Origin of the sequence: Streptomyces sp. NPDC002490, from assembly GCF_040296045.1 — a bacterium.
Lineage (GTDB): Bacteria > Actinomycetota > Actinomycetes > Streptomycetales > Streptomycetaceae > Streptomyces.
Window position 1 is genome coordinate 1 of the sequence record NZ_JBEOWM010000026.1, and the last position, 19883, is coordinate 19883.

Here is a 19883-nt window from a genome sequence, read left to right on the forward strand (position 1 = left end):
GCGGCGCCCCCGGGGGCCCGGCCCGCCCCGCGGCACTTCTTCGGCCCGCCCCGCACCGGGGGCCGGGGCCCGGCACCCCCCGGGGCCCCGCCCCGCTCCCGCGTGTGCGGCCGTTCGGTCCGGGCGCGCCGAACGGCCGACGGCCCCCCAAGAGCCGTCGGCCGTCCGACGCGGTCAGTCCCTCACCGTCAGCCGGTGACCCGGGACTTGAGCTCGACCAGCGACTCCATCAGCGCCTCCTCGTCGACGCCCACCAGGCGCCCCTCCTCCTTGCGGACGACCCCGTTCACCAGGACCGTCTCGACGTCGGCGGAGGTACCGAAGATCACCGCGTAGGCCGCCGGGTCCCCGACCAGCGGGCTGAAGCGACCGCTGTTCATGACGACCAGGTCCGCCAGCTTGCCCGGGGCGAGCGTGCCCAGGCTGTCCCCGAGGCCGAAGGCGTACGCCGGGTTCACCGTCGTGGTGGCCAGCAGCTCGCCCGGCTTGAGGGTCGCCAGGTTCTCCCGCGGGTTCAGCGGCAGCCGGCCGCCGTCCCGCGCCTGGAGGGCGTCCTGGGCCTGCATCAGGGTGTTGCTGATCCGCAGCTGCGAGAACAGGTCCAGCGGCACCCGGGCGGGGGTGTCGGTGCCGATGCAGAGCTTGACGCCCTGCTTGATCGCCCGGTTGAGGACGGTCAGCGAGCGCCCCACCGACACCTCGACCTCGGGCGTCACCGAGATCGCGATGTCCGCCTCGGCGACCATGGCGAGTTCCTCGTCCGAGGCGGCGTTCACGTGCACCGGGATGAGGTCGCTGCCCAGCAGCCCCTCGTCCCGCATGTCGCGCAGCTGGTGCGGGGCGTTCTGGTGCAGCGTGGAGCGCAGCCCCAGCGAACGGGCGAACTCGACCTCGCGCTTGAAGCGCTCCATGCCGACGGCCTCGATCTCCGAGAGGCCGACCCCGAGCTGGACCAGGGCGTCCTCGCCGGTCACCACGGTCTTGCTCAACTCCGCGATGTGCTCGAACTTCTCGTCGAGGTCGCGCTCGGGGTAGCGCTGGCCGTCCAGCGCGTAGCCGAGGGTGAGTCCGTACCCCATGAGCACCCGCTGCCCGGTGCGGTGGTGCGCGGCGAACACCGACTCGGCGTGCTCCCGGGTGAGCAGCCCGTGCGCGAAGTCGACCGCACCGGTGATGCCCCGGTCGATCATCTCGACGCCGCAGGCGTACACCGCGGTCTCGTAGTCCTTCGGGCTGAAGTCCTCCCGGGCGCGCGAGACCACGTTCTTGTAGATGTCGTGGGTCCACAGCTCCGAGGCGATGCCGCGCAGCGGCTGCTGCCACATGTGGATGTGGGTGTCCACCATGCCCGGGATGACGATCTTCCCGGTGGCGTCGATGGTCTTGTCCGCCGGGCCCGCCAGCCCGGTGCCGATGGCCTCGATCCGGTTGTCGCGGACCAGCACGTCCGCGTTCTCCAGGGTGCCGATCTGCGGGTCCATCGTGACGACGGTCGCGTTCTTGATGAGGATGCTCGACGGCATCGTGTCAACTCCTGTGGGTGAAGAGCGGGGTGGGACGGAACGGGCGGGGACTACCGCTTGGATTCGAGCTCCCAGTACCGGATCACGGAGGGGAGCGTCGGGGTGCCCTGCACGTTGTCCACGGTCTTGCCGTTGTAGGCCCAGAACGACTGCGCCTCGTGGAAACCGCAGTCGAGCGCCTGGTCGTTGATGGTCTTCGTCATGTCCTGCCACGCCTTGTCCGCGGCCTTCGCGTCCGGCGCCGCGAGGGCGCGCTCCACGGCGCTGTCCAGCTCGGGGTACGCGTTCTTCTTGGGGTTGCCCGCGCCGCTGGGACCGAACTTGTACAGGTAGTAGTCGTAGACGCTGGCGTCACCGAAGTCCGCCATGATGGCGGCCGGGTACTTGCCGTTGTTGTAGACCGTGTAGTACTGGCCCCACGTCATCATGTCGAGCTTGACGTCCACGCCGATCTGCTTCATCTGGTCGCGGAACAGCTCGGCCACGGTGCGCTGGATGTCGTAGGTCGGCAGGGTGAAGCTGACCTTGGGGTTGCCCGCCTCGGCCATCAGCTTCTTCGCCGCCTCGACGTCGTGCGGGTAGCCCTTGACCGAGGGGTTGTAGCCCTGCTGCCCCTCGCCCATGCGCTGCTGGTGGACCTTGGACATGCCGTTGAACTGGGCGTCCACGATCTCCTGCGGGTCCATCGCGGTGCAGATGGCCTGCCGCACCTTCGGCTCGGCGAACACGCCCTCCGTGTCGTACATCAGCAGGTGGAAGATGGACTGCTTGTACGTCAGCAGGGACAGGTCGTTCTGCTTGGCCCGCTCGACGTAGGGCGCCGTGGTGTAGGCGATGTCCAGCTGACCGCTGCGCAGTCCGTTCATCAGCGAGTCGGGGTCGTTGATGAAGTGCACCTCGACCCCGCCCACCTTGAGGTCCTTGGCGTCGCGGTACTTGTCGAACGCCTTCGCCACCACCTTGGAACCCGCGACGGAGGCCCCCGCGTCGTACACGAACGGCCCGGTGCCGGAGGGCTTCTTCGCCCAGTCGCCGGCGTCCAGCGCCTTCGGCGAGATCATGTAGCCCTGGCTCCGGGCCAGGTTGGGCACCAGGTTGGGCGCCGGGGACTTGAGGCTGATCTTGACCTGGTCGGTGCCCACCGCCTCGATGGCGGTGACCGGGGCCATCACCGAGGTCCACTGGCCCTTGCTGGCCTTCATGCGTTCGAGGTTCTTCACCGCCGCGGCGGCGTCGAAGGGGGTGCCGTCCTGGAACACGACGCCCTTCTCCAACTGGAAGGTGATCTCCTTCGCCGTCTCCTTCCAGGACTTGGCGAGCTTCGGCTCGATGGTGACGCCGTCCTTCGCGAGCCCCACCAGTCCCTCGTAGACGAGGGCGGTGTAGGTGCTGTTCGCGCGGTCGATGGTCTCCCAGTCGTTGAGCGGGACGGCCACGCCGAAGCGGGCCATGCCCTTGCCGCCGGTGCCCTTCGCGCCGCCACCGCTGCTGCTGCTGTCGCCCGAACCGCAGGCGGAGACGACGGCGATGGCGAGGGCGACCCCGACGGCGGGGTAGACCTGACGGCTCCTGCGGCGTGATGACCGCCCCGTGAAGGAGACGGGCGTGGTCTTGCTCATGGTGCTCTCCGATTTTCGAGGGTCCGAGGGCCCTAGGTGGGTGAGCTGCGCGGCGGGGAGCGGCCCGCCGCGCAGGAGGTGCGGGGGGAGAGGGGGTCAGGCAGCGGTCCGCGATCCGCGGACCTCTTCGGCGTGGTGGCAGGCCACCAGTCGCTCCCCGGAGCCGGCGGCGGGAACCTGCGGCAGGGGGAGGGAGACCGGCCGTGGGGTCTCGGTGCGGCAGAGGTCCGTGGCCCAGCGGCACCGGTTCTGGTAGGGGCAGCCCGGCTTGTCATCCAGGGGGCTCGGCGGTTCCGCCTTGCCGCCGGTCAACTCGCGGCGCAGCCGCGACCGCTCGGCCTGCTCGTCCGGGTCGGTGACCAGCGAGGAGGCCATCAACATGTGGGTGTAGGGGTGCCCGGGATCGCCGTGCACCGCCTCCGCCGGACCGCTCTCCGCCATCCGCCCCAGGTACAGGACTGCGATGTCGTGGCTGACGTGACGGACCACGTCGAGGTCGTGGGCGATGAAGAGGTAGCTGATGCCGTACTCGCGCTGGAGCTCCATCAGCAGGTTGATGACCTGGCTCTGGGTGCTCACGTCCAGCGCGCTGACCGGCTCGTCGCACACGATGAGCTTCGGCCGCACGGACAGGGCCCGGGCGATCGCCACCCGCTGGCGCTGTCCGCCGGACAACTCGCTCGCCATCCGGTCGCCGTGGAACGCGGAGAGTCCCACGTCGTCCAGCGCCCGGGCGACCTCCTTGTCCAGGGCGGCCCGGGAGAGGGGGCGGTGCCGGGCGATGGTCTGACCGATGATGGTCGCGACCGTCTGCCGGGGGTTCAGGGACGACAGCGGGTCCTGGAAGACGACCTGCACGTCCTTGCGGTACGACAGCGGGGTCTGTCGGCCGAACCCCGAGATGTCCTGGCCGTCGAAGACGACCGTGCCCTCGGAGACGGGCGCCAGCCGCAGGATCGCCCGGCCGATGGTGCTCTTGCCCGAGCCGGACTCGCCCACCAGTCCCAGCGTGCGTCCGCTGCCGATGGTGAAGCTGACGTCGCGCACCGCGGTGAACGAGCGCCGTCGGCCCGTCATGCCCCGCCCCAGGCCGTACCGGACGCTGAGGTTGTCCACGGACAACAGTGGTTCGTTGGCGCTCATTTCGTTCCCACCAGACGCAGTTCCCCGGCCCGCACGCAACGGACCCCGTCAGTGATCGGCACCGGCCCCGAAGTGCAGGCGGCGGTCGCGTACTCGCAGCGCGGGTTGAAGCGACAGCCCTGCGGCCACTCCCAGGCCGCCGGAACCCGGCCCGGGATCGTCGCCAGCTCGGCGCCCCCCACGCTGCCCTGCGGCATCGCGCTCAGCAGGGCTTCCGTGTAGGGGTGCTTGGGCTTGCCCAGCGCCCCGCGCACGTCGCGGACCTCCACCACCTGGCCGGCGTACATCACGCCCACCCGGTCGCAGACGTCGGCGACCACGCCCAGGTCGTGGGTGATGATCAGCAGCGACATGTTCAGCCGCTCCCGCAGGTCGGACAGGAGCTCCAGCACCTGCGCCTGGATGGTGACGTCCAGCGCGGTCGTCGGCTCGTCCGCCACCAGCAGTTCGGGCTCGCTGGCCAGCGCCGCGGCGATCACCACGCGCTGGGCCATGCCGCCGGAGAACTGGTGCGGGTAGTCGGCCAGCCGGCGCTGCGGGTCGGGCACGCCGACCAGCGAGAGCAGTTCGGCCGCCCGTTCCCTGGCCTGGCCGCGCGACATGTCGCTGTGTGCGCGGATGCCGTCCACGAGCTGGTCCCCGATGGTGTGCACGGGGGAGAGCGCGGACATGGGGTCCTGGAACACCATGCCGATCCGCTTGCCGCGGATCGCCCCCCACTCCCGCTCGCTCAGCCCGACCAGTTCGGTGCCGTCCAGGGTCACCGAGCCGGCGGAGACCTCCACCCCCCGCGGCAGCAGGCCGAGGAGCGTGGACGCGGTGATCGACTTGCCCGAGCCGGACTCGCCGACCAGGCCGAACGCCTCGCCGCGGGCGATGTCGAAGCTGACCTCGGAGACCAGGTCCGCGGGGCCGCCGGGGGTCTGGATGGCGGTGACGGTCAGTCCCTCGATCCGCAGCAGCGGAGCTTCCGCGCCGACCGCCTTCACCGCGGTGAGCGGAGCGGTCGCCTTCGCCTCGGCGGCCTGGGCCGCCCGGGTCGCCTTGAGCGCGGCGAACGCCTTGCGGTGCTTGCGGGTGAAGGGCGTGCGCCGGGCCGTGGCGTCCCGCAGGCAGTCGCCCAGCAGGTTGTACATCAGCACGCTCAGGGTGATCGCCACACCCGGGTACACCGCGAGCATGGGCTCGTCGGCGAAGTGGGCGCGGGAGGCGTCCAGCATGCCGCCCCAGCTCACCTGGGTGGTGTCGATGCCGACGCCGAGGAAGCTCAGCATCGCCTCGATCAACAGGGCGGTGCCCAGGGCGATCGACGCCTGGACGATCACCGGGGCGGCGATGTTGGGCAGGATCTGCCGCAGCATGATCGCCGGCGTGCGCAGCCCCGAGACCCGGGCGGCGTCCACGTAGAGCCGCTCGCGTTCGGCGAGCACCACGGCCCGGGTGATCCGCATGAAGCTCACCGCGAACACCAGGCCCACCGCGAACATGGCCTTGACCAGGCCGTTGCCGATGATCGCGACCAGCGCCAGGGCCATCAGCAGCGCCGGGATGGCCTGCATGACGTCCGCGATGCGCATCCCGATCCGGTCCCACCAGCCGCCGAGGTAGCCGACGAGCAGGCCGAGGCCGACGCCGAGGACCACACCGATGCCGACGCTCTGGAAGGCGGCGATCAGGGCCGTGCGGGTGCCGTAGATCAGCCGGGAGAGGATGTCGCGTCCCAGGTCGTCGGTGCCGAGGAGGTGCTCGGCGCTCGGGCCCTGGAAGCGGTTGGAGACATCGGGCTGGATGGGGTCGTGCGGGGCGACGAAGCCAGCGGTCAGGGCCACCAGCACCTGGATCAGCAACAGCGCGAGACAGATGACGGCGATCGGCTGTCGGACGGTCCGGCTGAGGACGCCGGCCTGCTTGCGGCGCGCCCGACCCGGTGCGGCACCCTCGGTGCCCGGGGGCTTCTCGCCGATGGTTGCGGCGGTCACTGCGGCCTCACCTTCGGGTTGACGATGCCGTAGAGGATGTCCACGGCGAGGTTGACGCCCAGCACGATCAGGGCGACGACGACGATCGAGCCCTGAAGGACCGGGTAGTCGGCGCGGACCACGCTGTCGATGAGCAGGGTCCCCAGGCCGGGGATGGCGAAGATGCGCTCGATCACGAAGCTCGCCGCGACCAGGACGGACATCTGCACCGCGAGCACCGCGAGCACCGGGACCATGGCGTTCTTGGTGGCGTACTTGAGGACGATGCGCCGCCGGCTCACCCCGCGGGCGCGCAGCGACTGGACGTAGGGCGACTCCAGCGCCTCGATGGTGGCGCTACGGGTCTGCCGGGCCACCACGGAGGCGGTGCTCAGTCCGAGCGCCAGCGCCGGTAGCACCAGGCTCTGCACCCACATCCCGGGATCCTCGCCGAGCGGGGTGTATCCGACCGCGGGCAGCCACTCCAACTCGACCGCGAAGGTCAGCGCCAGCAGCAGCGCCACCCAGAAGCTCGGCAGGGCCAGGCCCAGGGCGACGAGCACGGTCAGCAGCCGGTCGGGGACCGAACCGGGACGCAGGGCGCCCAGCAGCCCGAGCGGGATGCCGGCGAGCAGGGCCACCGCCATGCCGGCCAGGGAGAGCGAGAGGGTGATGCCGAGGCGCTGCGAGATGGACTCGGCCACCGGGACCCCGGTGTACAGCGAGGCTCCCAGGTCGCCCTGGAGGGCGGCGGCGAGCCAGTCGGTGAACTGCTGCCAGAGGGGCTCCTGGAGACCCAGCTGGCGCGAGAGCTCGTCCCGTTGGTCCTGTCCGGCTCCCTCGCCCAGGATCTGGGCGACGGGGTCGGTGCCCGTCAGCCGGACCAGCATGAACACCAGGAGCGACACCAGGAACAGCGTGGGCAGCGCAGAAACGATTCTTCCGAGAACGAACTTGGTCATCGTTCCGCCCCGCCCCGCCCCGCCGTCCACGGCCGTGCGCCACCGCGCACGATCCGTCCCGGGCTCCTGCGCGCATCGACTGCGTCGCCGCGCTCGCATGCCACTTCCACGATGGCCACTCCTTTGTGTCAGTCCGCGAGGAGCTCGGCTCTTTTGCGGAATGACCACATGTGTAACCGTTTCACATTCGAGGAGTCAACGATGTTTCGAAACTTTGAGACCTCTTCGTATCCAACGCGAGGTCTCGACCGCCCTCGCGGAGGCTCCGGCCGAGGTGGTGGCGTGCGCCCCGGAGGCCCTTCCGGACGCCGGGGTCCTGGGCTAGCCTCGTGTGACGGGGACGTCGCGACGGCACCCCCGGACGGAGGGAGGCGGGCGATGGGTACGCGGACGGCCCGCCGGACCTTACTGGTCGGTAGCGCCAGGGGAGTTGCCCGCCGCACCCGGGCGTGAGCACCGAACCGCTCCTGCGCACCCGCAGCGGGTGCGTGCGCACCGGGCCTGGGCGCCCGCTCAGGGACGCCGGGCCCGGACGACCACCAACTCCTCGTGCACCGCGGCGGGCTCCAGCAGACCGCGGGCGCACAGCCACTCCCGTCGACGGCGCAACACCGGGCCGAAGGGCACCCGGGCCCGTTCGCTGACGCCCGCGTGCAGACCGGCGGCCCGCAACCGGCACAGCGTCTCGTCCGTTCCGCAGAGCCCGGAGTGCACCACCAGCAACAGCCCGCCCGGGGACAGGAGGCGCGGCGCGTCGGCACAGATCCGGTCCAGCAGGCTCCGCCCGTGCGTCCCCGCGTCCCAGGCCCGGGCCGCCCCGTGGGACGCGGTCACCTCGCACGGGGCGGGAACGTACGGCGGGTTGCTGATGACCAGCCCGAACCGCTCGGCCCCGAGCCCGGTGCCCAGGTCGCCGCGCACCACCCGGATGCGCCGCCCGGCCACCAGGGCGTTGAACCGGGCGTTCCACACCGCTCGGCGGGAGAGGTCGACCGCCGTCACCCGGGCACCTCGGCGAGCCGCCGCCACGGCCAGCGCACCACTGCCGGTGCACAGGTCCAGGGCCCGGACGCCCGGGGGAACGTCCTCCCGGGCCATGGCGGCGGCCAACAACCTGGTGTCGTGCTGCGGGGCGTAGACGCCGGGCAGGACGACGACGGAGGGCAGCGCCCCGGTCGTGCCGCTCGTGGAGGGGGCCGTCATGCGGGTCCTCCCGACTCGATGCGTCGCCCCGGACCCCGCGCGCCTGGCCGCCGGCCCGGTGCCGGGCGGCTCAGACCGTGCCCGCCCGTGCGAACTCCTCGGTGAAGGCGCGGGTGAACTCCGGGAGGTCGTCGGGCTTGCGGCTGGTGACCAGGGTGTTCGGGCCGGCGCGGCTCACGTGGACGGGCTCGTCGACCCAGGTGCCGCCGGCGTTGCGGACGTCGGTGCGCAGGCTGGGCCAGGAGGTCAGGGTGCGTCTGGTGACCACGCCGGCCTCGATGAGGGTCCACGGCGCGTGGCAGATGGCCGCCACCGGCTTGCCCGAATCGAAGAACGAGCGCACGAACGCGACCGCGGTGTCGTCCGTGCGCAAGACGTCCGGGTTGGCCACCCCGCCGGGCAGGACCAGCGCCCCGAACTCCCTCGGGTCGGCCCCGTCCACCACCTGGTCGACGGGGAAGGTGTCGCCCCGGTCGAGGTGGTGGAACGCCTGGACCCGGCCCGGTGCGGTCGAGATCAGCGACGGGACGTCCCCCGCGTCGATCACGGCCTGCCAGGGCTCCGTCAACTCGACCTGCTCGATGCCCTCGGGGGCGACCAGGAAGGCGATCCTCACGTCTCCTCACTCCTCTCCGCGACGGGGCCGCCGGACGGGTGCTGCCGCCTACCCGGTCCGGGGGGAGGCGGGGCGGCCCCGACCGGACGGGTACCCGGGCCGGGGCGGGCCAGTGCCGCGGAACGGGGCGTCGCCGTCCGTGGACCGTCGAGTACCGGGGGTGCCCGTCCCCGCCCCGGTGCGGATGCCGGGAAGGGGCCTTTCGTCCGGACGATGCGGGGTACTCGGGCGGCATGAACGGCATGAACGATGCGAACGGCAGGAATCCCGGCGAGCCCGTCCCGGGTGCGCGCCCCGATCCCCGAGGAGGAGTGCCGCCGGGGGAGACCCCCCCCGCCGAGTCCGGCACCGGCCCGGCCACCGGGCCCCGGGAGGACACCGAACGGGGATGGGCGGCTCTCCCCCTGACGCTGATCCTGATCGTGGCGCTGGTCTTCGCCGCGTTCTTCCTCGTCTACGCCCTTACCCTCGCGCTCTGACGCCCGCGGAGCGCGGTGCGGGGGCGGCACGTCGTGGGGCCGCCCCCGGCGCCCGTCGCTCACCCCGGTGGCTCCGGGTCGAGCAGCGGCATCAGCCCGTGCGGGAGCCGACTGCGGAAGACCGCCCGCTCGGCGGGGGAGAGGACCCCGGCGACCGTGGACAGGACGGCGTGGATGTCCCACTGGGGGGTGCGCGGCCGGACCCCGGTGTGCCCGGCCACCCGACCGCAGAACTCCTCCGCCCCCAGCCCTTCGGCCTTCGCCGCGCCGGACGCGCTCACCGTCTTGGCCAGCCGGTCGGGGAGCCACGAGACGATCCGTCCGGCCCCTTCGCGTCCGAGGTGCTGCGCGAGCACGGCGAGCACCGCGTGGCTGACCACCGCAGCCTCCTCGCGGCTGGTGTACTCACCCCGCTCCCGCACACGGGTGAGAAATGCGTCGTCGGACATGGCGAACGCGCCTCCTCTGGGACGGGCCCCGGGCCCTACTGCGTTGCGGACGGGAACAACGTCGCAGAAACGCAGGCGTCCCGCATGCCGTGGTCCGGGTCCGGAGGCGAACGCGCGGGCCGGCAGTTGCTCGGGTGACGTGTGTGAGCAGGGAGGCTGAAAACACTTCGATGAACACCCTTCCGGGTGATCTGATCGATGAAGGGACGCCACTAGGATCCTTGCATCTGAAGAATTCCATCGCTTGCAGATGGGATTCGCCATCACGTGCTCGTGCACATTCCGCGCCGTGGAAGAGGGCCGGAGGAGGGCGGGCACCTTCCGGGAGGGGACCGCATGGAGTTCGTCAACGGTGTCGACGCGACCGAGATCGAGGGCGTCACCTGGGTCAAGAGCAGCGACAGCCAGGGCATCGGCAACTGCGTGGAGGTCGCGTCCCTACCGGGCGGCGGGATCGCGGTGCGCAACTCCCGTGACGCCTCGGGCCCGGCGCTGATCTACACCGCCGCCGAGGCCCGTGCCTTCCTCGCCGGGGTGAAGCGGGGCGAGTTCGACGGATTGGTGTCCTGAACTGCATCCGAGAGAAGGTTAGTTCGGCGGACGTGTGGACTCGGGCGCTGGAATACTGTGTGTCGATGGCTCGTGACGTCGAGGAGTCCCATGCCCGCCGAACCGTACGATCGTTCGCCTTCGACAGCTCGTGTCCTCCCGCTGCACCGGGACCGGCGGGACGATCCGCCGGCCCTGCTGCTGGGCGCCCAGTTGCGGCGGATGCGGGAGGAACGGCGTCTCACGCTGGAGGCGGCCGCCGCCTTCATCCGGGGCTCCGCGTCGAAGGTCAGCAGGATGGAGCGGGCCGAGAGCGCCGTCTCCGAACGCGATGTGTGGGACCTGGTCGAGGGGTACGGGTCCCCGGCCGACGAGCGCGCCGAGATCAACGAACTGCTTCGACGGGTGCGCAGGGACCAGGGCAAGAAGGAGTACAGCGACGTCACCCCGGGCTTCCTGCGCCGGCTGGTGAGGTTGGAACAGCGGGCCGTGCGCGTGTTCTCCTACGAGCCCTACGCCGTCCCCGGGCTGTTGCAGACCCCTGAGTACGCCCGGGCCATGATCCTGTCGGAACTGGCCGACGAGGACGGGCGGGCGGACGAGGCGCTCGTGGAGCGACACGTGTTCGCACGCCGGAACCGGTGGGCCGACTTCCGCGACGCGGGAGGGGCCGAACTCCTGGTGATCATGGACGAGAGGGCGCTGCACTGGTCCGTGGCCGACGACGCCGTGATGGCCGGGCAACTGCGCCGTCTCCTCGACCTCGCGGAGACCGACGGGATCTCCATCCGGGTCATCCCCCGCGACGGGGGCTTGCGGGCGCCGGCTCCCCTCGCGTTCACCCACCTGGTCCTGCCCGACCGGCCGCAGCAGGTCCAGGTGGTCTACGTGGAGAAGATCGACGGCGCCGACTACTGCACCGACGAGACCAGGCTGGAGAAGTACCGGGCCCGCATGGAGCGGGCCATGGGCCTGGCGCTGTCCTGGGAGGACAGCGCGCACCTGATGCGGCGACTCGTACGGGAGAAGGAGGCGGGGGAGCGCTGAACTCCCCCGCCCGGTTCAGGGCAGCAGGGCGATGCCGCCCCACTCCTCCCAGTCGTCGGTGCGCTGCCGGGGGACGACCTCGGTGTCCGCACGCCAGGTGGTGACGTTGACCAGTCCGGGCTCCCGCACCGTCACGCCGAGGTCGTCGAAGTAGGCCGCCACCTCGGCCTTGGCGCGCACCCGGCCCCAGGAGCCGTGGGTGGCGTCCGCCATCAGCCCGGTGACCCGGTCGCGGATGTCGGCCCGCTCGCTGACGAGCTGACAGATGACGAAGATGCTGCCGGGCGCCAGTTCGCGCTTCACCCGGTGGAGCATGGGGAGCACCTGCTCGTCCTTCAGGCAGTGCAGGACCGAGACGAAGAGCGCGGCGGTGGGCTCGTCGGGGCGGATGAGCCGGCGCACCTCGTCGTGGGCGAAGATCGCCGCCGTGTCGGTCATGTCGGCCTGGACCACGGCCGTTTGTCGGTTCTGCTCCAGTCGGGTCCGGCCGTGGGCGGACACGATCGGGTCGTTGTCGATGTAGACGACCCGGGAGGCGGGATCCACCCGCTGGGCGATCTCGTGGACGTTGTCCAGGGTAGGCAGCCCGGAGCCGTGGTCGAGGAACTGTCGGATGCCGGTCTCCTCGGCGAGGAACCGCACCACCCGGCGCAGGAAGGCGCGGTTGTTCAGCGCCAGGGCCTGCGAGTCCGGCACGATCTCCAGCAACTCCGCGCAGGCGTCGCGATCGGACCGGTAGTTGTCGACACCCCCCAACAGCCAGTCGTACATGCGGGCGACACTCGGCGTGTGCGTGTCCACCCGAGGAGCACCGGACTGCTCTCCCTGACCCATGCGACCCCCAGAACTCCTCGTGCAACAGGGCGTGAGATGTGAAGTGCCCATGCTAGTAGGAGGGTTGGGGCCTGTCAGCGAGGTCGGAGGGGCGCGCCGGGCGCACGCAGTGGCGGTACCGGAGCGCCGGGCGTCCCGGGGCGCCCCTGGATGGGCTCCCGCCCCGGGGGCACTGCCTGGTGCGACGGGACGGGGGCCGTCACCTGTCGTCGTCCTTCTTGTCGTGGTGCGCTTCGGCGAAGCCGAAGACGGTCAGGAAGAAGGCCGAGATGCCCAGCAGGCCGGCGAGGGGATTCACGTAGCCGGGCACGGCCGCGTCGTAGGTCCTGCCGTTGTCGGCCACGCATCCGAACGCGAGGGGAACGTAGGTCGGTTCGTAGCCGACGAGTGCCCTGCCCAGTGCCTCGTGGCAGGCGTCGGCCTGGGCGCTCTCGTCGAGCATGGCCAGATGCAGCATGCCCCATGTGTACGCGCCCACCGCGCCGGTGAAGGCCAGGCTGCCGGCCGTCCGTAACCTCGCCGCCAGCCCGCGGTGTTCGCCGCGCACGGTGCGCACGAGGCCCAAGACGCCCAGACTCGCGGGGGTGACCAGCCCGACGAAGGCCAGGAGGAGGACCGCGACCGGGTCGTGCCCGACGAAGGGGGCGTCCGTTGCCGTGGCTCCTGCTCTGCTCGCGTGTTCCGGGAGGCGGATGGGGATGCCTCCCCGCACCTCAGTGAAACCGATGGACCGGGGCACGCCGGTGGGGCGAACTCCTTGTCACGTCGTGGGCCTTCTTCCGGATGCCGGACTCACGAGGGGATCAGTAGGGCGGTCGTGAGCGCTCCGCATGGGCGATCAGCGCGCGGACGGCCGAGGGGGACGTGCCCGTGATCTGCGCGATCTTCGAGGGCGTCATCCGCAGGTCGCGGGAGAGGAGCACCGCATCGGCGTGGGCCGGCGGGAGCAGCCGGTAGAGCGGGGAGTCCTTGCACTGACGGCGGGCGGCCTCACCGGTGACCGTGTGGCGCAGCATCTGCCAGGCGGAGGCGAAGGTGTTGGGGCTGCTGAGCAGAGCGGTCCAGCGCACGGCGATCGAGGTGAGCGCCTCCTCCGCGACCGCGACGGCCTCCTGGCCCAGCCGGGCCTGGGCGTAGCGGAGGTAGACGGGGCGGGCCAGCGTGCGGAACGCCTGGTAGTCGTGTCGACGGGTGGAGGGCGGCGGGCGGTCCCCGGGGTCCGGGGACGGCAGGGCGTCGGGCACGGTGCGCGGGCTACGCGGGCCAGCCGTCAGCTCTGCCTCGACCGGGGCCGGCGGCAGCCGTTCGGTTCGGGTCGGCCGGGTAGCGGCCCGGTGTCGTCCCGGCGTCCTCCGCGCACCGCGCGGACCGTGGGGACGGAAGGCGCGGCTGCTTCGCGGAACGAATGGCGCACGGTGGTGGATCTCCTCGTGGATCGGGCGGCGGGGCGCCGTACCGGGCCTTCCGGTACCGGGCGGGCCGCGGGCTGATGTGCCGATGACCGTACCGCCCTTCGTAGGGCTGCCCTTCGCTTTGCTGACCTCGGAGCAAACGTCGAAGAGGAAACGGAAATATCGATGCATGGAAAGCGTTTGTTTGTCAAGTTCGAATGTCTGGCTCCTCTTGATGGGTCATGATGAGAGTTGATTGAATGTAAGCGCTTGTTCATTTGGATTCGCATGGAATCTGGGCGGTTATCGACTCTCTTGCATATGCACCTCGGGTGTCCCGCAATATGGCAAGCGCTCGACGGGCCGCGTTGAGGAAAAAGAAGGTAGTTAAATTAATCCTTAAGAGTGAACTTGGCCTGGACGGAGGGAGGGTGTGGTATGTCGTCAGTGGACATGCGCCATTCGGGCATTTTGCGAGATGTGCGGATGCGAACGGTTCGGCGGGGTGGTATGGAGGGGTGCGTGCCGGGATCCGCGGCCACTGCCCCGCTCGCGGCGGCCGCGGATCCCGGCCCGCGGAGCGCTGACGGACGCCGTCTTGACCGTGCCTCCGACCGGTCAGCCGGCCCGCAGCGCGGTGCGCCCCCGTTGCCAGGAGTCGAGCAGCCGGGCGCCGAGCCGGTCCTCCAAGAAGGTCGTGGCGTGCACGCCGAAGACCAGGTCCGCTTCCCGTTCGGGTTCGTCGGCCAAGAGCCCCTGGACGACCTCGCGGCGCACCAACTGCTCGTGCACCGCGTCGGCTTCCACGTGCTCGTCGTAGAAGCGCTGGGCCGCGGGCCCCGCCCCGCACCGGCGCAGGGCGTCGGCCATCCGGGCCGCGCCGGGGGAGGAGGTGACCTCCACCGCGGCGAAGTGCCCGACGAGGGCGCCGCGCCGGGCCCGGTGCAGACCGAACAGGGACATCATGGTCACCACCGCCAGCACGTCGGCCGGTGCCGCGTCCAGATAGGTGCCGTAGGCGGGGTCCAGACCGAGGTCGACCATGAGGTCCGCGAACAATCGGGCGTGGACGTCCTCGGCCCGTCCCGCACCGAACTCGTCGTACTCGATGGCGACCATGCCCGCCTTCGCCCGGCCGTGCAGTCGCGGCACCACCCAGAGGTGGGGGTCGGCCTCCTTCAAGTGGTACAGCGAACGCAGGGCGACGTACTCCTTCACCTGCCAGGGCTCACCCGCGCGCAGCAGGAAGTGGCTGACGCTGCCCCGTCCGCCGGGCGGCTCGACCAGCAGGTCCGCCAGGGCCTCCGCCGCGGTTCCGCCGGACGGGGCGTCGGCGGTCAGCGCGGCGAGGAACCCGTCCTCGACGTCGGCGCGCAGACGCAGCAGCTCCGGATCCCACTCCAAACGGTCGTCCACCCCCTCGAACCCCCGGTAGTGCAGTTCGTACAGCGCGTAGAGCGCGAGCTGGAGGTCCTCCCCGTACGGATCGCCGCCCGTCAGCGCGGTCCGGCCCGGGAGCGGGACCGGCTTCCCCGCGAGCCGGTCGAGGACCGCCGCCGACACCTCGCCGCGGGCCCGGGGGAGTCGAGGGCCCCTCATCGACGGTCCCGCCGCGCGGGGCGGCGCCGGTGGCTGGTGTCGCACCAGGGAAGGATCCCGCTGCGTCCGCAGGTGCAGACGGCCACCACGGGGCGGTGCGAGACGACCCTGCGGCCGTCGTCCGTGCACACCTCCACCGGCCCTTCCACCAGCAGCGGCCCCTCGGGGTCCAGCTGGACGCGGCGGGGAGCGGGCTCACCTCGACGGGACACGGGGATCGTCGTCTCCTCACCGTTGCTCGGGTCCGGTGGACACCGGGTGCCCACCGGACCGGCGCCCACACCTCTTCGTCCGGGTCATCCGGGCCGCTCGCGGCGGCGGGGCCCGAGGACCGTCCGGACCAGGAGCCCGGCGAGACCGCTCGTCAGCGAACTGGTGACGAGGTCCCGGACCACCAGCAGCAGCACCGAGAGCAGGAGACCCGCCGCCAGCAAGGCCGCGACCCCGAGGGCGACGCGAGCACCGCGACCCCAGCCCCCGCGCGCGGTGGGCAACGCCGGTTGCGGGGCTTGCGCCCGGTCCGCCGCGAGGTCGAGGGTCCGTCCGTGGGCGTCCCTGACCAGGTGCGACCCGGCGGTCATGGCCCACCCTTCCGTCGCCCGTCCCGTTCGGGCCCGCTACCAGTAGTGGCGTCGGCCGCCCACCGCATGGCCCACCGCCCCGAGGAGCCAGAGGACGACACCGATCACCACGAGGGCGACGCCGATGCTCCAGAGGACGCTCACCTGGGTGAGCAGCCCCACGACCAGCAGGGCGACACCGAGAACGATCATGATTACTCCAGGTACGAGTAGACGAATCGATTCACCTCGTCGTGTTCCCGGTGCGCGCCCCGGGCCCGCGCGGACCGAGCGCCGGGGTCCCTCGGGACACCGGCGCGGCCACGTGCCCCGGGCGCGCCCGCACCCGTCCGGTACGTGACCCGGGCGGGTGCGGAGGGGATCGGACGGCCGTCAGGGCTTGAAGGCGTCCTTGGTCTTCTCCTTGGCGGCCCGGACGTCGCCTTCGGCCTCCTTCGCCCGCCCTTCGGCGGCGGTGCGTTCACTGCCCACCGCACGCCCTGCCGCCTTCTGCACCTTTCCCTTGACCTGCTGCGCTTTCGCGCGGGCCTTCTCGCTCTTCGCCATCGCCGGCACCTTTCGCCTTCTCGCTCGATCGCCGTGCACCACACGGGGCACAACGGCGCGTCCCGTCCCGGGTACCCCCGGGACGCCGTCCATACGGAACGCACGCGCACGACCCGGGCGGCGCGCCGCGAGCCCGTCCGTGGCGGGAGGCCCGTCGCCGGGGCGGGCGAGCAGGTGCGAACCGGTGTTCAGGGTCCGGCGGTGAGGGCCACCGCCCGCGCGTGGAGTCCTTCCAGGGCGTCCAACACGACCGTGCGGTGGTGCCACGTCAACCACGCCCCCGTCCCGCGACCGAGTGCGCACAGCCCCCGGGCGGCCGGGGCCGCGAGCACCCCGTGGGGCCCGGGACGGAACACCGAGACGTCTCCCAGGAACCGTCCGCCCCCGTCCACCAGGGCCACCCCGTGCCGGGTGCGTCCCCAGGGCGCCTCGGCCCCCGGAAGGGCGGTGTCCAGCACGGTCACGGGCACCCCCGGCCGAGCGGCCCGCACCCCGTCCTCCCCCGGCGGTCGGCGGATCTCCAGGGCTGCGGACTCGTCACCCAGGTGCGCCTCCACCACGAGGCCGCCGGTGAGCGGGTCGACCAGCCGGACCAGGCCGGTGGGGGCGTCGGTGAGCTCCGCCGCCCGGCGCAGCGAGGCGCTGAGGACCTCGGTGTGGTTGGTGAGGGCCACCGCCCTCCGTTCCCCGAGCGGGACCGGGGGCGTCGGCCGTCGGCCCCGCCCGGGGAACCACGGACCGTGCGGGGGCGGGGCCTTGACGACGACGACCGCCGATGCCAGGTGGCGCAGCTTCAGGTTGTGCCGCTGCGCCACGGTCTTGAGCAGTTCCAGGGCGTCCGCCGCCCCGATCGCGTAACGGCCCTGGAGGACGCCCTGCGCCTGGGCGACCGCGGTGCGCGCCCGCATCTTCCGCACCAGGTGGTGGAGCGGCCCGTCGACCGCACCGGACTCCAGGGGCGCCGGTGCGCCCGGAGACCCGGGCGGGGGGCGGTGGGTGCACCTCGGCCGTCGGCAACGGTCGACCGCGTCCGCCACCGACGCCGCGGTCGACACCGTGCCGGCGGGCCGCCATCCGTCCGGCCGCGCCCCGATGACGATGAGGCGCCCGGGGAAGCGGTCCAGGGCCGTCGCCACGACGGGCGGCACCCCGGCTGCACCGGGTCCCGCCGCCGTGCCGCCCAGGTCGAGGACCACCGCGACGCAGTCCCCGGGCCGGCTCGCGGCCACGGCTTCCCACTCGGGCGCGGACACCGGGCCGGCGAGGTGCAGGACCCAGAGCGCACCGGCCCCTTCGGGCAGGAGCACCACCTGGGCGCAGGGAAGGGGGATGCGGTGGGGGGACATGACGAGCGGCCTCCGGACGAACGGGGGGCCAGGGGCCCCGGGGACGGCTCCCACCCTCTCCGGCGCCCGGCGGGCCCACGAGTACCGAGCGCGAAGACCTTTCGCCACTCGGGTCGAAAAACGAAGGCCCGCACGTGGCGGGTGGTGCTCCGGTCGCGCAGCCACCTCCCGGGCACCGCGCTCCCACCGGCCGGGAGACGCGTCGGGTCCGGGAAGTGACACGCGTAGCGTGAGCCTCGGCACGCGCCCTCCCGGCGCACACGAGCGTGAGGGTGGGGAGCCGGTCAGCATGGGCGCGCTGATGTTCGAAAGTGATGACCTGGAGCGAACGGAGGAGTTCCTGAGCCGGGCGTACGCCGCGATGAGGATCGGCAGCAGCACGCCCGCCGAGAGCCACGCACGGATCTCGCGCCACGCCTCGGCGTCGGTCAGCGTGGACCTGGTGCAGATGAACTTCGAGATGAGCTACGAGGTGGGGCCGCTGGGCCGGATCGGTCTGTGCAGCATGCACACCGGCTTCATCCGGGACCACGCCGCCTCGGCCCCCGCCGACACCTACGGCCCCGGAGACGTCTTCTCCCTGGCCCCACCGGACGAGCCCTACCGCGGTCGGGTGGACCGGGCCCGCTACCACGTCACGCTCATCGCCCCCGAACTGCTGGCCCAGGTCGCCTCGGCGGCCTCGGACCGGGAGCCCGACGCGGTGCGGTTGACCGGTCACCGTCCCCGCTGCGAGGAGGCCGCCCGCAGGCTCCAGGGGATCATCACCCACCTCCGGGACCACGTCCTGGACGCACCCGATCTCCACGACCAGCCGTTGGTCCTGTCCACGGCGGCCCAGTACCTGGCCGCGAGCGTGCTGAGCGCCTTCCCCCACACCGCCCCCACCGAGGAGACGGCCCGGGACCGCCGGGACGCGCACCCCCTGACGGTGCGTCGTGCCGTCGCCCACATCGAGGCGCACGCCGACCGCGAACTGACCGTCGCGGACATCGCCGCCGCGGCGCACGTGACCACCCGCGCCCTCCAGTACGCCTTCCGCCGGCACCTGGGCACCACGCCGATGAGGTACCTGCGCCGGGTGCGGCTGGCCGCCGCGCACGAGGAGTTACTGCGGGCCGGCCCGGGTCGGGGCGTCACGGTCACCACCGTGGCCGCGCGGTGGGGCTTCGCCCACCCGGGTCGGTTCGCCCGGGAGTACCGGGCCGCCTACGGTCGTCGTCCGTCCCACACCCTACGGGCCTGAACCGGACGGTACGGATGAGGCGGATGGTTTGAAGCATTGCTTCCGGGGCACACGTGAGCCGTGCTTGGGAACGCAGGCACACTCCTGGAACCGGTTCCGGCCGCCCGGTGTGTGCGGCGCGACCGGGACCGCTCTCCCCCCGAGGCGAAGAACCCCGTGCAAGGAGCGAGATCCCATGAGCACCCCCCTGTCCGCCCCCCGGGGCGGCCGTTCCCCCGGGCCCGCCCCGGTCACCGCGACGGCGGCCTGCCGCGTCCGTCGAGCACCCGGCGGTGCTCCGTGACGGTGGCGTTCGGCTACTCCGCCGTCTTCACGGGAAGCCCCGCCGACGGCGACGAGCACGTGGTCCTCCGACTCTCCGGCGACCTGGACGTCAGCTGCCGGGAGGACCTGGAAGCGGCGTTCGCCCTCTGCCGCTGGTGCCGACCCGAGGCGATCGCCGTCGACCTCACCGCCGTCACCTTCCTGGACAGCGCGGGGTTCGGCCTGTTGGAGGCCGCCCGGGCCGCCGGGGCGCGCCAGGGCGTGCCGGTGGAGTTCACCGGTGTCCTGCGGCCACCGGTCGCGCGGTTCCTGTCCCTGACCGGAACGCCCGTCGCCCGGACCGTCCCCCGTGCCGCCGGGGCGCCGTCCGGCCGCCGCCCGGGGTCGCGGGCGGTCCGGCCGGCTCCCCGGGGCGACGGCCGGGGCCGTCACCGGGCGGTGTCCTGGCGGGCGGTGGTCACCGCCGCGGGCTTCGCGGGGCTGGCGTCCCTGCTCTGCGCGGCGGTGCAGCGCACGGTCCCGTGAACG

The 19883-nt window shown here is 72.2% G+C and carries 22 protein-coding genes; 5 read left to right on the plus strand and 17 right to left on the minus strand.

Annotation, left to right across the window (positions count from 1 at the left end; genetic code table 11):
• Nucleotides 1-188: 188 nt before the first annotated feature.
• The 7 genes from ABT092_RS18205 to ABT092_RS18235 all read right to left on the minus strand — a co-directional run bounded on the left by ABT092_RS18205 (nt 189) and on the right by ABT092_RS18235 (nt 9024).
• Nucleotides 189-1523, minus strand: a complete 1335-nt coding sequence (locus tag ABT092_RS18205; protein ID WP_351244960.1) for an amidohydrolase family protein — start codon at nt 1521-1523, stop codon at nt 189-191.
• 50 nt (nt 1524-1573) lie between these two features.
• Nucleotides 1574-3142, minus strand: a complete 1569-nt coding sequence (locus ABT092_RS18210) for an ABC transporter substrate-binding protein (protein ID WP_351244962.1) — start codon at nt 3140-3142, stop codon at nt 1574-1576.
• A 96-nt stretch (nt 3143-3238) separates the two neighbouring features.
• Nucleotides 3239-4285, minus strand: a complete 1047-nt coding sequence (locus ABT092_RS18215; protein WP_351244964.1) for an ABC transporter ATP-binding protein — start codon at nt 4283-4285, stop codon at nt 3239-3241.
• Nucleotides 4282-6264 carry a dipeptide/oligopeptide/nickel ABC transporter permease/ATP-binding protein gene (locus ABT092_RS18220; RefSeq protein WP_351244966.1) on the minus strand — a complete coding sequence of 661 codons (1983 nt, stop codon included), beginning with the start codon at nt 6262-6264 and terminating at the stop codon, nt 4282-4284. The genes ABT092_RS18215 and ABT092_RS18220 overlap by 4 nt, the downstream gene beginning before the upstream one ends.
• Nucleotides 6261-7205: an ABC transporter permease gene (locus ABT092_RS18225; RefSeq protein ID WP_351244968.1), complete on the minus strand. Its 945-nt coding sequence runs from the start codon at nt 7203-7205 to the stop codon at nt 6261-6263. Before ABT092_RS18225 ends, ABT092_RS18220 begins: the two co-directional genes overlap by 4 nt.
• 513 nt (nt 7206-7718) lie before the next feature.
• On the minus strand, nt 7719-8408 hold the full coding sequence (locus tag ABT092_RS18230) for a HemK2/MTQ2 family protein methyltransferase (RefSeq protein WP_351244970.1): 690 nt from the start codon (nt 8406-8408) through the stop codon (nt 7719-7721).
• Between the two features lie 70 nt (nt 8409-8478).
• Nucleotides 8479-9024 carry a type 1 glutamine amidotransferase domain-containing protein gene (locus ABT092_RS18235; protein ID WP_351244972.1) on the minus strand — a complete coding sequence of 182 codons (546 nt, stop codon included), beginning with the start codon at nt 9022-9024 and terminating at the stop codon, nt 8479-8481.
• 242 nt (nt 9025-9266) lie between these two features.
• Here ABT092_RS18235 and ABT092_RS18240 point away from each other — a divergent pair, with 242 nt between their 5' ends.
• The gene (locus ABT092_RS18240; RefSeq protein WP_351244974.1) at nt 9267-9503 is read left to right on the plus strand and encodes a DUF6480 family protein; all 237 of its coding nucleotides are present in this window, start codon (nt 9267-9269) and stop codon (nt 9501-9503) included.
• A gap of 59 nt (nt 9504-9562) precedes the next feature.
• Here ABT092_RS18240 and ABT092_RS18245 read toward each other — a convergent pair whose 3' ends face one another.
• Nucleotides 9563-9952: a DUF2267 domain-containing protein gene (locus tag ABT092_RS18245; RefSeq protein ID WP_351244976.1), complete on the minus strand. Its 390-nt coding sequence runs from the start codon at nt 9950-9952 to the stop codon at nt 9563-9565.
• A gap of 336 nt (nt 9953-10288) precedes the next feature.
• Here ABT092_RS18245 and ABT092_RS18250 point away from each other — a divergent pair, with 336 nt between their 5' ends.
• Nucleotides 10289-10522 (plus strand): DUF397 domain-containing protein, encoded by a 234-nt coding sequence (locus ABT092_RS18250; protein ID WP_351244978.1) that lies wholly within the window; start codon nt 10289-10291, stop codon nt 10520-10522.
• A 90-nt stretch (nt 10523-10612) separates the two neighbouring features.
• Nucleotides 10613-11548, plus strand: a complete 936-nt coding sequence (locus ABT092_RS18255; protein WP_351244980.1) for a DUF5753 domain-containing protein — start codon at nt 10613-10615, stop codon at nt 11546-11548.
• A 15-nt stretch (nt 11549-11563) separates the two neighbouring features.
• Here the strand turns inward: ABT092_RS18255 and ABT092_RS18260 are convergent, their stop codons facing one another.
• The 9 genes from ABT092_RS18260 to ABT092_RS18300 form a co-directional block, all read right to left on the minus strand.
• Nucleotides 11564-12382: an SAM-dependent methyltransferase gene (locus ABT092_RS18260; protein WP_351244982.1), complete on the minus strand. Its 819-nt coding sequence runs from the start codon at nt 12380-12382 to the stop codon at nt 11564-11566.
• A 199-nt stretch (nt 12383-12581) separates the two neighbouring features.
• A complete protein-coding gene (locus ABT092_RS18265) occupies nt 12582-13121 on the minus strand; it encodes a hypothetical protein (RefSeq protein ID WP_351244984.1) in 540 nt (179 codons plus the stop codon).
• Nucleotides 13122-13185: 64 nt separating this feature from the next.
• Nucleotides 13186-13626, minus strand: a complete 441-nt coding sequence (locus ABT092_RS18270; RefSeq protein WP_351244986.1) for an RNA polymerase sigma factor sigma-70 region 4 domain-containing protein — start codon at nt 13624-13626, stop codon at nt 13186-13188.
• A 765-nt stretch (nt 13627-14391) separates the two neighbouring features.
• Nucleotides 14392-15372, minus strand: a complete 981-nt coding sequence (locus tag ABT092_RS18275) for an iron-containing redox enzyme family protein (RefSeq protein WP_351244988.1) — start codon at nt 15370-15372, stop codon at nt 14392-14394.
• A complete protein-coding gene (locus tag ABT092_RS18280) occupies nt 15369-15590 on the minus strand; it encodes a CDGSH iron-sulfur domain-containing protein (RefSeq protein WP_351245116.1) in 222 nt (73 codons plus the stop codon). The genes ABT092_RS18275 and ABT092_RS18280 overlap by 4 nt, the downstream gene beginning before the upstream one ends.
• A 78-nt stretch (nt 15591-15668) precedes the next feature.
• Nucleotides 15669-15953, minus strand: a complete 285-nt coding sequence (locus ABT092_RS18285; RefSeq protein WP_351244990.1) for a hypothetical protein — start codon at nt 15951-15953, stop codon at nt 15669-15671.
• Between the two features lie 36 nt (nt 15954-15989).
• Entirely contained in the window at nt 15990-16172 is a 183-nt protein-coding gene (locus ABT092_RS18290; protein WP_351245118.1) for a DUF6131 family protein, read from the minus strand.
• A gap of 153 nt (nt 16173-16325) precedes the next feature.
• On the minus strand, nt 16326-16499 hold the full coding sequence (locus ABT092_RS18295; protein WP_351244992.1) for a CsbD family protein: 174 nt from the start codon (nt 16497-16499) through the stop codon (nt 16326-16328).
• 188 nt (nt 16500-16687) lie between these two features.
• The gene (locus tag ABT092_RS18300; protein ID WP_351244994.1) at nt 16688-17845 is read right to left on the minus strand and encodes an ANTAR domain-containing protein; all 1158 of its coding nucleotides are present in this window, start codon (nt 17843-17845) and stop codon (nt 16688-16690) included.
• Nucleotides 17846-18146: 301 nt separating this feature from the next.
• Here ABT092_RS18300 and ABT092_RS18305 point away from each other — a divergent pair, with 301 nt between their 5' ends.
• Both ABT092_RS18305 and ABT092_RS18310 read left to right on the plus strand, forming a co-directional pair.
• Entirely contained in the window at nt 18147-19091 is a 945-nt protein-coding gene (locus ABT092_RS18305) for a helix-turn-helix transcriptional regulator (protein WP_351244996.1), read from the plus strand.
• Between the two features lie 279 nt (nt 19092-19370).
• Complete coding sequence (locus ABT092_RS18310) at nt 19371-19880, plus strand: STAS domain-containing protein (RefSeq protein WP_351244998.1); 510 nt, start codon at nt 19371-19373, stop codon at nt 19878-19880.
• Nucleotides 19881-19883 lie beyond the last annotated feature (3 nt).